The 13,228-nt window shown below is 73.8% G+C and carries 6 protein-coding genes; 5 read left to right on the forward strand and 1 reads right to left on the reverse strand.

Annotation, left to right across the window (positions count from 1 at the left end):
- Positions 1 to 3: 3 nt before the first annotated feature.
- On the reverse strand, positions 4 to 1,257 hold the full coding sequence (locus IEY91_RS30160; RefSeq protein ID WP_164321639.1) for a nucleotide sugar dehydrogenase: 1,254 nt from the start codon (positions 1,255 to 1,257) through the stop codon (positions 4 to 6).
- 264 nt (positions 1,258 to 1,521) lie between these two features.
- Here IEY91_RS30160 and IEY91_RS30165 point away from each other — a divergent pair, with 264 nt between their 5' ends.
- The 5 genes from IEY91_RS30165 to IEY91_RS30185 all read left to right on the forward strand — a co-directional run bounded on the left by IEY91_RS30165 (position 1,522) and on the right by IEY91_RS30185 (position 13,129).
- Positions 1,522 to 3,228, forward strand: a complete 1,707-nt coding sequence (locus IEY91_RS30165) for a glycerol-3-phosphate dehydrogenase/oxidase (RefSeq protein ID WP_164321630.1) — start codon at positions 1,522 to 1,524, stop codon at positions 3,226 to 3,228.
- A 207-nt stretch (positions 3,229 to 3,435) separates the two neighbouring features.
- A complete protein-coding gene (locus IEY91_RS30170; protein ID WP_189176362.1) occupies positions 3,436 to 5,661 on the forward strand; it encodes a serine/threonine-protein kinase in 2,226 nt (741 codons plus the stop codon).
- Positions 5,662 to 5,828: 167 nt separating this feature from the next.
- Positions 5,829 to 9,230, forward strand: coding sequence for a serine/threonine kinase C-terminal domain-containing protein (locus tag IEY91_RS30175; protein ID WP_189176363.1), 3,402 nt, complete (start codon positions 5,829 to 5,831; stop codon positions 9,228 to 9,230).
- 215 nt (positions 9,231 to 9,445) lie between these two features.
- Entirely contained in the window at positions 9,446 to 11,260 is a 1,815-nt protein-coding gene (locus IEY91_RS30180; RefSeq protein WP_189176401.1) for a serine/threonine-protein kinase, read from the forward strand.
- Positions 11,261 to 11,374: 114 nt separating this feature from the next.
- A complete protein-coding gene (locus IEY91_RS30185; protein ID WP_164321616.1) occupies positions 11,375 to 13,129 on the forward strand; it encodes a serine/threonine-protein kinase in 1,755 nt (584 codons plus the stop codon).
- Positions 13,130 to 13,228 lie beyond the last annotated feature (99 nt).

A 13,228-nucleotide genomic window follows, 5' to 3' on the forward strand; every position in this document is an offset into this window, starting at 1 on the left:
GGATCAGAGGCGGTGGGCGGCGCCGGCCGGGGTCGCGCCCCTGGTGTCGAGCAGGAGCTGGGCCTTCACGGCCAGGCCCTGGAGGTCGTACGTGCGGTGGTGCTGGAGCAGGATCGTCAGATCGGCGTCGGCGGCGGCCTCGTAGAGGGTGTCCGCGCGGGGCACCGGATGGCCGAGAACGCTCCAGTGCGCGACGTACGGGTCGTGATAGCTGACGGCCGCGCCCAGCTCCATGAGGCGGACCGCGAGCTCCTGGGCGGGGGCGGCCTCCTGGTCGGCGACGTCGGGCTTGTACGTGACGCCGAGGAGCAGCACGCGGGCGCCGCGCGCGGACTTGCCGTGCTCGTTGAGCAGGGTCGCGGCGCGCTGGATCACATAGCCGGGCATGCGGTCGTTGACCTGCTGGGCGAGCTCCACGAGGCGCAGCGGGCGGGCGCCGCGCGCGGGGCCCGGCACGTCCAGGGGCACGCCGTGGCCGCCGACGCCGGGGCCGGGGCGGAAGGCCTGGAAGCCGAAGGGCTTGGTCTCGGCGCAGCGGATGACGTCCCACAGGTCGATGCCGAGGTCGTGGCAGAGCACGGCCATCTCGTTGACCAGCGCCATGTTCACGTGCCGGTAGTTGGTCTCCAGGAGGTGCACGGTTTCGGCCTCGCGGGGACCCCGCGCGCGGACGACCTTGTCCGTGAGGCGGCCGTAGAAGGCGGCGGCGGACTCGGTGCAGGCGGGGGTGAGGCCGCCGATGACCTTGGGGGTGCCGGCGTAGCCGTGGCTGCGGTTTCCGGGGTCGAGGCGGCCGGGGGAGTAGGCGAGGTGGAAGTCGCGTCCGGCGCGCAGGCCCGAGCCCTCTTCGAGGAGGGGGCGCAGGAACTCCTCGGTGGTTCCCGGGTACGCGGGTGACTCCAGGATGACCGTGGTGTGCGGGCGCAGGCGGGCGGCGAGGGCGCGGGCGGCGTCGGCCACCTGGCCGAGGTCGAGGGAGCGGTCCGCGGCCGGGGGCGTGGGGGCGCAGATGACGGCGGTGCGGACGCGGCCGAGCTCGGCGGGGTCGGTGGTCGGCCGGAAGCCCCCCGAGAGCATTCGGCGGACGTCGGCGGCGGTGAGGGTGCCTTCGGTGCCGTCGCCCGGCAGCCGGCCCCCGGCCAGGTCGGGTGCCCGGACGGGGTCGTAGCCGATGGTGGCGATGCCGCCTGCGGCGGCGGCATGGGCGAGGGGCAGGCCGAGGTGGCCGAGACCGATGACGGCGAGGTCTGCTGGCATGGCGGTGAGCCGTCCTTCCCAATAGCCGGGCGGATATAGCCAAAGCGGAACGATCGCGCAAGCCCTGTGGACAAGATGGGCGAGTGCAATGTCAGACTAGGAGTAAATATGACCGATTTGTGGGATTGGACTTCTCTCGGCGTCGGAGTGTTGGCGGCGCCTTCCGCGCGTTTTCCACAGGCCGCGTGGCCGAACTCGGCGGGCGGGGCAAGAATCTGGGCATGATGTGAGCGCGACCACACCCGAACAGCACGGGAGGCAGCGGTGAGGACAGCGACTCTGGGCCCGGCGGAGCGTGCCGAGGCACTCGCGGGCATGGCCGAGCACGAGCTGGACATTCTCGTCGTGGGCGCGGGCGTGGTCGGCGCGGGCACGGCGCTCGACGCCGTCACCCGCGGCCTGAGCACGGGCATCGTCGAGGCCAGGGACTGGGCGTCCGGCACGTCCAGCCGCTCCAGCAAGCTCATCCACGGCGGCCTGCGCTATCTGGAGATGCTGGACTTCGCGCTGGTCCGCGAGGCCCTCAAGGAGCGCGGCCTGCTCCTCGAACGGCTCGCACCCCACCTGGTGAAGCCCGTCGCGTTCCTGTATCCGCTCCAGCACCAGGCCTGGGAGCGGTTGTACGCGGGATCCGGTGTGGCGTTGTACGACGCCATGTCGATGGCGCGAGGCCACGGCCGCGGCCTGCCCACGCACCGTCACCTGACCCGCCGTCACGCCCTGCGCGTGGCCCCGTGCCTGAAGAAGGACGCCCTGGTCGGGGCGTTGCAGTACTACGACGCGCAGATGGACGACGCCCGCTATGTGGCGAACCTCGTGCGCACCGCCGCCGCCTATGGCGCCAAGGCCGCCAACCGCGCCCGCGTCACCGGCTTCCTGCGCGAGGGAGAGCGCGTCGTCGGCGCCCGCGTCCAGGACGTCGAGGCCGGCGGGGAGTACGAGATCCGGGCCAAGCAGATCGTCAACGCCACCGGCGTGTGGACCGACGACACCCAGGCGATGGTCGGCGAGCGCGGCCAGTTCCACGTCCGGGCGTCCAAGGGCATCCACCTGGTCGTGCCCAAGGACCGGATCAACTCCTCCACGGGGCTCATCCTGCGCACGGAGAAGAGCGTCCTCTTCGTGATCCCCTGGGGCCGGCACTGGATCATCGGGACGACGGACACCGACTGGGACCTGGACAAGGCCCACCCGGCCGCGTCCAGCGCCGACATCGACTATCTCCTGGAGCACGTGAACTCGGTGCTCGCGGTGCCGCTGTCCCGCGACGACGTGCAGGGGGTGTACGCGGGCCTGCGGCCGCTGCTCGCCGGGGAGTCGGACGCCACCAGCAAGCTCTCCCGCGAGCACACCGTCGCGCACCCCGCGCCGGGCCTGGTCGTCGTCGCCGGCGGCAAGTACACGACGTACCGGGTCATGGCCAAGGACGCCGTGGACGAGGCCGTGCACGGCCTGGACCAGCGCGTCGCGGACTGCGTCACCGAGGACGTCCCGCTGGTCGGCGCCGAGGGCTATCGCGCGCTGTGGAACGCCCGCGCGGGCATCGCGGCGCGCACGGGACTCCATGTGGTGCGCGTGGAGCACCTGTTGAACCGGTACGGCGCGCTGGCGGAGGAAGTGCTCGCCCTCGTCACCGCCGACCCGGGCCTGGGCGAGCCGCTCGGCGGCGCCGAGGACTACCTGCGCGCCGAAGTCGTCTACGCCGCGTCCCACGAGGGTGCCCGCCACCTGGACGACGTGCTCACGCGGCGCACGCGCATCTCCATCGAGACCTTCGACCGCGGCACCCGCAGCGCCCGCGAGTGCGCGGAGCTGATGGCGCCGGTGCTCGGCTGGGACAAGGACCAGATCGAGCGGGAGGTGCAGCACTACGAGAAGCGGGTCGAGGCCGAACGCGAGTCGCAGCGCCAGCCGGACGACCTGACGGCGGACGCGGCACGCCTCGGCGCGCCGGACATCGTGCCGCTGTAGGCCGCCGGCCAGGGGATTCTGGCCGGTTTGACCCGAGGAGGGTTGCCAAGGGAGGTATGGGCAGGGAGGTTTGGGGTGGTGCGCCGGGGTTCACCCGGTGGGAATGTCCATGATGTGGGACGCCGGACCCGCGGCGTTGACCGGTCCCGGGGTGAGGGACAATGAAGGCTCTGTCAGGGCTGGTTGTGCGGGTAGTTGAGGGGACGCATGTCGGAGGCGGAGCAGACGGGCGGGGCTCGTCAGGATCAGAGCGCACGTCTCCTCGCGGGCCGGTACCGGCTCGGTGACGTGCTCGGCCGCGGCGGCATGGGCACGGTGTGGCGGGCCAAGGACGAGACGCTGGGCCGCACGGTCGCGGTGAAGGAACTGCGTTTCCCTTCGAGCATCGACGAGGAGGAGAAGCGCCGGCTCATCACGCGCACGCTGCGCGAGGCCAAGGCGATCGCCCGGATCCGCAACACCGGTGCCGTGACGGTCTATGACGTGGTCGACGAGGACGACCGGCCGTGGATCGTGATGGAGCTCGTCGAGGGCAAGTCCCTCGCCGAGGCCGTCCGTGAGGACGGGATGCTCACGTCGCGGCGCGCGGCCGAGGTCGGTCTCGCCGTGCTCGACGTGCTGCGCTCGGCGCACCGCGAGGGCATCCTGCACCGCGACGTGAAGCCGTCCAACGTGCTGATCGCCGAGGACGGCCGCGTCGTCCTCACCGACTTCGGCATCGCCCAGGTCGAGGGCGACCCGTCCATCACGTCGACGGGCATGCTCGTCGGCGCCCCCTCGTACATCTCGCCGGAGCGGGCGCGCGGCCACAAGCCCGGCCCCGCCGCCGACATGTGGTCGCTCGGCGGCCTGCTCTACGCCGCCGTGGAGGGCGTGCCTCCGTACGACAAGGGCTCGGCCATCGCGACCCTCACCGCGGTGATGACCGAGGCCGTCGAACCGCCGCAGAACGCGGGTCCGTTGCTGGAGAAGGTCATCTACGGCCTGCTCGCGAAGGACCCCGAGCAGCGCCTCGACGACGCGGGCGCGCGGGCGATGCTCCAGGACGTGATCAACGCGCCGGACCTCCCCGAGGACGACCCGGCCGACCCGGTCGACGCGACGAAGGTCGTGCCGCTGCCGCCCATCCCGCCGCAGACACCGCCGCCCGGCGCCTCCGGGACCCGCAAGGGCGAGGAGGCCGCGGAGCGGCTGAAGGGCGCGTTCCGCTCGGTCCGCAAGAAGGCGAGTGCCGCGGCGACGTCGGCGCGGGGTGCGGGTGCGGGTGCCGGTGCGGCTGGGGGCGGGGTTTCGGCTGGGACCGGGACCGGGGTGAGCGAGCGCGGAGCCGGTGGTTCCGGTGCGGCGGGCGGGGCTGCTGCTTCCGGCGCCGCTGCTTCCGGTACGGCTGCGTCTGGTGCGGCGGGTGTGGATGACCGTGCAGCTGGTGCTGGTGTCCCTGGGGCCGGTTCGGGCACGGGCTCGGGCACGAGTTCCGGAGTCGGCTCGGGTGCCGGCGCGGCTTCCGGAGGCGCGGGCGCCGGGGCGGGTGCCGGAGTCGGCATGAACTCGGCCGCCGCGGGCCCGGGTTCGCACGGCGGGGCGCGGATCCCCGCGCAGCCCGGCATGCCGCCCAGACCGCCGGGAACGGCCTCAAGACCGCCCGCTCGGGCGCCGCTCACGGATGTGGTGCCCCGGCGCACGCTGGTGATCATCGCGGTGGTCCTCGCACTCGCCGTGCTCGGCACGGTCCTCGCCTTCGCCCTCAACGGCGACGGGGACAGCGGCGCCAAGAGCGGTGGCGACAAGTCCTCGTCCAGCGGCGCGACCGCGGGCGGCGACGGCAAGGAGGAGGGCTCCGGCAAGGACGGCGGCTCCGGCTCCGGCAAGGACGACAACGCGGGCTCCGGCTCCGGCTCGGACGACGGCAAGGGCAAGGAGCAGGACGAAAGCTCCGGTTCGGGCTCCGGCAAGGACGACGCGGGGCAGGGCTCGGACCTCGGCGCCGGCGGCAAGGGCGACGGCGCCGAGGAAACGTACAAGCACTCCCAGGGCTTCTCGATCGGCCTGCCGAAGGGCTGGAAGTTCAACTCGACCGACACCGCGGGCGCCCGCTTCACCGGGCCGAACGGGCAGAAGCTGCTCATCGGCTGGACCACCACGCCCAAGGACAACCCGGTGGCCGACTGGAAGAACCAGGAGCTCGGCATGCGCCGGGCGCAGTACGACCGGATCCGCATAGAGAAGGTCGGCTTCCGCGGCTGGAACACGGCGGACTGGGAATTCACCTACGTGGACGGCGGCACGAAGTACCGCTCCGTGGACCGCGGCTTCGTCGTCAACGGCGGTCTGGGGTACGGAATGATGTACACCGCGAAAGCGGACGACTGGGACAGCGAGCAGCGTCGTACGGCCTGGCGGACCTTCACACGGACCTTCGAGCCGAAGAAGTGACGGTGGGGCGGGACCGGTGAGATGGCCGGGCGATGACCGGTGAGATCTCGCATCCCCTCAATACGGTTCGGTTGTGGCACGTATCGTGAGTGCTTGCGGAGGGTAAGCAGCCGCAACGAGCCGTAAGACGAACGGAATTGACCACCGGGCGGATTGGGGGAGGCATCGTGGACGACTATGCGGGACGGGTGCTCGCCGACCGCTACCGCCTGCCGCTGCCCCCGGCCGACGAGTACGAACTCGCCGAGACCCGCGCCTTCGACACCTACTCCGGCCAGGAAGTCCTGGTCCGGCAGGTGCCGCTGCCGGAGATCGTCGAGGCGGAGGTGCTCGGCGACGAGGCGTACGGCGACGGCGATCTCAGCGATGTGCTGCCCGGCGGACTCCCCGAGGGGTTCCGGAGCGCGCGCGGGAGCGCGGGCCGAGGCGGCGCCCGGCGCGCGGGGTCGCGCGCCACGCGCCGGCCGAGCGACCCGGCCGTCCTGCGCGCCATCGAGGCCGCCCAGGCCGCCGCGCGCATCCCCGACCACCCGCGCCTCGACCAGGTCTTCGACGTGTTCGCGGAGGACGGCTCGCTGTGGATAGTGAGCGAACTGGTGGCGGCCCGGCCGCTCGCGGCGCTGCTCGCCGACCGGCCGCTGAACCCGTTCCGCGCGGCGGAGGTCGCGGCGGACGTCGTCACGGCCCTGCGCGTGCTGCACGCGCACGGCTGGGTGCACCGGAACATCACCGCGCGCACGGTGCTCGTCTGCGACGACGGGCGCGTGATGCTGACGGGGCTCGCGGCGGGCGCCGCGGAAGAGGCCTTGTGCGGGTACGACCCGCGGCCCGAGGAGGACGATTTCGCGGGCTTCACGGAGCCCGCGGGGGCCGGGGCCGGCCAACTCGATCAGGGTGAGCAGGGTGAGCAGGGTGAGCAGGGTGATCCGGTCGAGCAGATCGAACAGGCCGGGGTCGCCGGGGCGTTGGGGCCCGGTTCTGAGTACGGGGCTTCTGAGTACGAGGGTTCCTCGTACGGGGATTCCGAGTACGGCGGTGCGGAGTACGGGGCGACCGGTGAGTACGGCGAGGGCGCTGAGTACGGAGAGGCGCCCGCGTATGGAGAGGCCTCCGCGTACGGAGACTACGACGCGTACGGCGAGGCTGGCGCGTACGGAGAACACGGCGGGGCCGGAGAGGCCCGTGGCGGCAATGGGTCGCGTGGGCATGCCGCGATCGAGGTGGCGCGGAGCGCGGACGACGGCGGCGCCGAGGCGTACGGCAGGTCGGAGGCGTACGGCGAGGCCGGGGCGTACGGAACGGCCGAGCGGGACTTGCGGGCGGCGCGGGCCGGTGCCATCGCCGCGTACCGCGCGGGGGCGGCGCGTGCCGCGGCCCGGGTCAGCGAGGCCGAGCGCGGTGCGGAGGCCGGGGCCGGCGAGGCGGCGGGTGGCGGGGGCCATGGCGCGTACGGCACCGAGGGCGGTGACGGCACCGGTGGGTCCGGCGGTCCCGGCGGTCCCGTAGGGCACATCCCGGATCCGTACGGAGTCCGTGAGCGGCAGCGGAAGCCGTGGCACGGGGCCGTGACGAGGGCCGGAGCCGTGCCCGCACAAGGCACACCGGACGCGCAGGGCGCACCGCACGCGCAAGGTGCGCCGAGCACGGCGAGCGCGCCGGGCGCACACGGCACTCAGGGCGCGCGGCGCACGCCGGGCGCACAGGACTTCCCAGGAGCCGGGAGCGCTCCGGGTGCACAGGACTTCCCCGGGGCCCGGACCGCTCCGGGCAGGCAGGGCGGCCAGGGCGGACAAGGCGCACCCCTCGCCGGAGGCGCCCCTCTCGCCGGAGGCGCCCCCTTCGGCCAGGCCGCCCGCCTCGGCCAAGCCGCACCCCCGCACCCCCTCGCCAAGCAGGTCCCGCCCGCCCGGACGCAGCCCGCGCCCGGCCGCGCGCCCGCGCACCAGCCCGCCCAGGGCCGCCCGCCCGCCAACCAGCCCGCGTCAGGCCGCCCTTCATCGAGCCACCCCGCACCAGGCAGCCCTTCGCCGAACAACCCCGGCCCCGGCCGCCAGGCTCCGAACCACCCCGGCCCCGGCCGCCAGGCCCCGAACCACCCCGCCCCCGCCGGTCACCCCACCCACGACCTCGCCAAGCCCCCCACCCCCGGCCACCCCGACACCAACACCCGCCCCCGCGAAGGCAACTGGGACGACGACCCCGGAGAGCCCCGTCCGCGCCGTGGCCCCACCACCGCGCTCGCCGCCGAGCGGGCCCGGCATGCCCGGATGACCGTCGTCGGGGCCGTCACCGAGCGGTGGGCGCCGGAGCAGGCCGTGCCGGTGCACGAGAACTGGCAGCTGGCCGCGCCCATCGGGCCCGCGACCGACCTGTGGGGGCTCGGCGCGCTGCTGTTCCGCGCCGTCCAGGGCCACGCGCCGTATCCGGAGGACAGCACCGCCGAGCTGGTGCAGCTGGTGTGCGCGGAGCCGCCCGCGTTCGCGGAGGAGTGCGGCCCGCTGCGGCCCGTCGTCGAGTCGCTGCTGCGTCAGGACCCGACCGAGCGGATCGACTTCGAGGAGCTGAGCGGCTGGCTGCGCTCCCTCGTGCGGTCGGCGCCGGAGCCGGACGCGGGCACGCACGTGGTGCCCGCGCCGCCGTACGACGGCGGCAAGCTGCCCGTCGTACGCCGCCGTGGCGAGGTCGTCCGCAAGCGCCGCGCGCCCGCGCCGGTTCCCACCGGCAACGGCCAGGGCCACGGCAGGCACAAGCACAAGCGCGGCCGCGAGCGCGAACGCGGCCCGGACACCCGGCCGGTGAAGGCGCCGCGCCCCGAGCGCGCCCCGAGCCCCGCGCGGCCGCCGCGTTCGCTGGGCCGTGTGCTGCTCGTCGTGATCCTCGCCGGGCTCGTGGCGGCCGTCGCGTACGCGATGCTGTTCATGCCCAAGTCCGAGGACAAGGCGGACACCGGGCGCACCGGCAACGCCGGAGAGGTCAGCCAAGGGCCGGAGGACAACCGCCCGAGCCCGGACGAGAAGCCAGGCGGCAGCGGCGGTTCCGGCGAGGACGACGGCAAGTCGCCGGACCCGGACAAGACGCCCGGCTCGCAGGAGCCGCAGACCGCCGACCCCGACGTCGCCGCGGGCTTCACCGTGCGCAAGGACACCGAGGGCTTCCGCGTGGCCGTGGCCAACGGCTGGGACCGGCAGCCCAAGAACGGCCGCGGCCAGGTCCTCTACACGCACGGCGGCTTCGAACTTCTCGTCGTCCCGGGCCGCGACAGCACCGGCGAGTACGGCACGGACCCGATGACCTACCAGAAGGAGGACGAGCGCGAACTCCAGCCGTTCCGCGACTCCTCCTGGGCCACGTCCAGCGGTCTTCGCCGCGTCGAGGTGGGCGGACGGTCCATGGCCGAGGGCCAGTTCACCTGGCAGGGCAGCGACGGCGCCGAGGTCTTCGTACGCAATCTCGCGATGGTCGTGGACGGGAAGTACCACGTGGTGCAGGTGCGCGGCCCCGAGGCCGAACGGGACGAGGTGACGCGGCTGTTCGAGCAGGCGTCGGCGTCGTACCGGGCGGGAAACTGACCCGACTCCTCGTCATACCGAGATACGGAGCCGGAAACCGGCCCGCGCCGCCTTGACTTCCCCGCCGGCGCCGCCACCCCACCGCCCCCAGCGTCACAGTGCGGTCTCCGATCACCCCCTCCCGTTCCCTGCGCGCGCCCCCCTCCTTAACCTGGCTCTGACAAACCTCAAGAACCTGGCCCTGTCAAGACCAACTGCGGGGGAACGTGAATCAGATGCAGGGCCTGCTCCTCGCCGGCCGGTACCGGCTCGGTGAGACCATCGGCAGCGGTGGCATGGGCCGGGTGTGGCGCGCCCGGGACGAAGTGCTGCACCGCACCGTCGCCGTCAAGGAACTGACGGCGGCCCAGTGGGTGCAGGAGGCCGAGCGCGAGCTGCTGCTCACCCGCACGCAGACGGAGGCCCGCGCCCAGGCCCAGATCAACCACTCCGCCGTCGTCACCGTCCACGACGTGGTCGAGTACGACGGCCGGCCGTGGATCGTGATGGAGCTCGTCGAGGGCCAGTCGCTCGCGGACGCCGTCCGCGACCAGGGGCGCGTCGAGCCGCGCGAGGCCGCCCGCATCGGCCTGTGGGTGCTGCGCGCGCTGCGTGCCGCGCACGGCGCCGGGGTGCTGCACCGCGACATCAAGCCGGGCAACGTCCTGCTCGCCGCGGACGGCCGGGTGCTGCTCACCGACTTCGGCATCGCCTCGATCGAGGGCGACTCGACGATCACCCGCACCGGGGAAGTGGTCGGCTCCGTCGACTACTTGGCGCCCGAGCGGGTCAGCGGCGCGAACCCCGGCCCCGCCGCCGACCTGTGGGCGCTCGGCGCCACGCTGTACACGGCGGTCGAGGGGAACTCCCCGTTCCGGCGCACGTCCCCGCTCGGCACCATGCAGGCCGTGGTGACCGAGGAGCCCGATCCGGCGAAGTACGCGGGCGCCCTCGGGCCCGTCATCTCGGCGCTCCTGCGCAAGGATCCCGAGACGCGGCCCGACGCGGTCGAGGCGGAGCAGATGCTGGCGGAGGCCGCGGAGGGGCGGCGGCCCGGATCGGCGCAGGCGTATGTGCCGACGACGGTGCACAAGGGGCCGTCCGGGACGGGGCACACGTCGCTTTCCGGCCAGGAGCAGGGCGGTACGTCGGGCCACGGTACTGGTGGGGCGGACGCGTCCGGTGGGGCGCAGACCCCGTACGGCACCTCCCCGACACACGTGGCGGGATCCCCGCAGTCCCCCCAGTCCGCGCAGCCTGCGCCGTCCCCGCAGTCGCCGTCGTTCCCTTCGACCCCGCCCTCCTCGTACGGCACCTCTCCTTCGTACGGCGCGTCAGTCCCGTACGCCGCACACGCCCCGCACCACCACACGGGCGGCACCACCGTCCCCACGCACACCGGCCCGGGGGCCGGGCGGAGGCGCTGGGTCCGGGCGCTCGCGCTGTGTGCCGCGGCCGCGTTGCTCGGCGGGGGCGCGGTGTTCGGCTATGTGCAGTTCAAGGGCGATGACGACGGCGACGGCGGCCGCGCGGAGTCCGGCAGCAGTCAGGGCAAGGACGGCAAGGACGGCAAGGACGGCAAGGACGGCAAGCCCGTCGGTGTGGTTCCCAAGGACTGGGTACGTGTGCACGACGTGGAGGGCTTCAGCCTCATGCTGCCCAAGGGCTGGCAGCGGCAGGTGGACGGTACCCAGATCGACTACACCCCGGACAACGGCCGCCACTTCGTGCGCATCAGCGTCGACCGCAGTCCGGACTTCGACAGCCCGTACGCGCACCAGCTCGACCTGGAGAAGCAGCTGAAGCTGCCCGAGTACCGGCGTCTGCGGCTGAACTCCAACTACTTCCGCGACTCCCCGGGCGCCCTCTGGGAGTTCACCTGGAAGGCGGGCGCCAACGACACCACGAAGGGCCCACGGCACGCCATCTCGCAGAGCTACATCACCCGTGATCGGGGCGTCGAGTACGTGATCTACATGTCGGCGCCCGAGGACGGCTGGGCCAAGACGCGGAAACAGTTCGACGCGGTGCTGCGCGGGTGGCGCGCCTGACGACCCATCGGGAGGCGGCGAGGGGGGGCGCCCGCCCGGCGCGCAGGGGCCTGAACTGGCCCCTTTCCCGATCTATGAGGATCCGTGGCCACACCTGTGGGGCATGATGGCCGCATGGGGAGCCTGGGTGAGAACGCCCGTGTGATCGCCGGCCGTTACCGCCTGGAGGCGCGGCTGGGCCGGGGCGGCATGGGTGTCGTCTGGCGCGCGACCGACCAGCTCCTCGGCCGCCGCGTCGCCGTCAAGGAACTGCCCCTGGACGACTCGCTCTCGGACGAGGAGGCCGCGCAGCAGCGCGAGCGCACCCTGCGCGAGGCGCGCGCCGTCGCGCAATTGCGGCATCCGCACATCATCGTGGTGCACGACGTCGTCGTACACGACGAACGCCCCTGCATCGTCATGGAGTTGATCGAGGGCGGCTCGCTGGCCGGACGGATCAGCAGGTCGGGGCCGCTCGGCCCGCAGGCCGCCGCCCGCGTCGCCCTCGACCTGCTCGGCGCGCTCGGCACCGCGCACGCCGCCGGGGTCCTGCACCGCGACCTCAAGCCCGCCAACGTACTCCTGGAAGAGGCCACCGGCCGGGTCGTGCTCACGGACTTCGGCATCGCGCAGGTCTCGGGCGCGACGACGCTCACGGAGGTCGGGTCGTTCGTCGGGTCGCCGGAGTACACCGCGCCGGAGCGGATGTCGGGCGAGCGCACGGGGCCCGAGTCCGACCTGTGGTCGCTCGGCGCGCTGCTCGTGGCGGCGGTCAGCGGGGAGTCGCCGTTCCGGCGCGACTCGATCGGCGGGGTGCTGCACGCCGTCGTCTTCGACGAGATACGACCACCGCCCGCGGCGGCGCCGCTCGCCCCCGTCGTCTTCGGCCTCCTCGAACGCGATCCGCGGCGGCGCCTGGACGCGGCTGGGGCGGAGCGGCTGCTGCGCGCGTACATGGAGACCGGCGTGATGCCGCCGCTGCCCGGCGCGGGGGGTGGGGGCGGCGGGGGTGCGCCGTCACCGCCGCCGGGGCGCCGTCCTGCCCTGGCGCGGCTTCCGGGGTTTCCCGGGCTTCCCGGGCGCCATCCGCCCGCGGGGCGCGAGCAGACCGGGCGCGCGCCGGTGGGGCCGTCGTCCGGGGTGCCCCTGGGTGGTGCGGCGGGCGCTTCTGGGGGCGCCGGGGGCGTTTCGGGCTCCGTGGTCGCTTCCACGCGCCGTCGCCAAGGCCGCACCATGCTGATCGCCGCCGCCCTGGTCGCGGCCGTCGCGGGCGGCGCCGTGTCGGCCGCGGCGCTGCTGCTGGGGCAGGACGGCGACGGGGACGGCGGCCGGACCTCGTCGCCGAGTTCGGCGTCCCCGGACACCCCCACCGACTCCGGCGGCCCCCGGCCCACGGCGACCTCCACGGTCACCAAGACCCCGGACACCACCCGCCCCTCCACCCCCGCCGCCCCCAAGGGCTACCGCCTCGCCAAGGACCCGCGCGGCTTCGCCCTCGCCGTGCCCAAGGGCTACGACCGCAAGGCGGAAGGCCCGCGCACCTTCTACATCTCGCCGGGCGGCACCTTCCGCATCGGCATCAAGGAGAGCGCCGCGGGGCCGGGCGGCCCGCTCGCCGCACAGCGCCGCGCGGACGCCCGAGGCCCGCGCAACAACCCCGGCTACCGCGACGCCGACATCACCGAGACCACCCGCAACGGCCGCCCCGCCGCGCTCTGGCAGTTCACCTGGGACGGCTTCGGCACCGACGAGGGCCCCCGGCACACCTTCGACCTGTGCTGGCAGGAGGGCGGCCGGATGTACGACGTGTGGGTGTCGTCGCCGGTGGGCCTCACGCGGGAGGCGCGGCGGTACTTCGACGCGGCGGTGGACACGTTCGTACGTCGCTGACTCGTTCCGCGTACGTCGCTGATCCGTTCCGCGTAGGTCGCTGATCCGTCGTACGCACGTCGCCGCCCTGTCCTCGTGTACGTCGCCGAAGTTCCCGGT

The organism is Streptomyces lasiicapitis, from assembly GCF_014646335.1.
GTDB classification, from domain to species: Bacteria; Actinomycetota; Actinomycetes; order Streptomycetales; family Streptomycetaceae; genus Streptomyces; species Streptomyces lasiicapitis.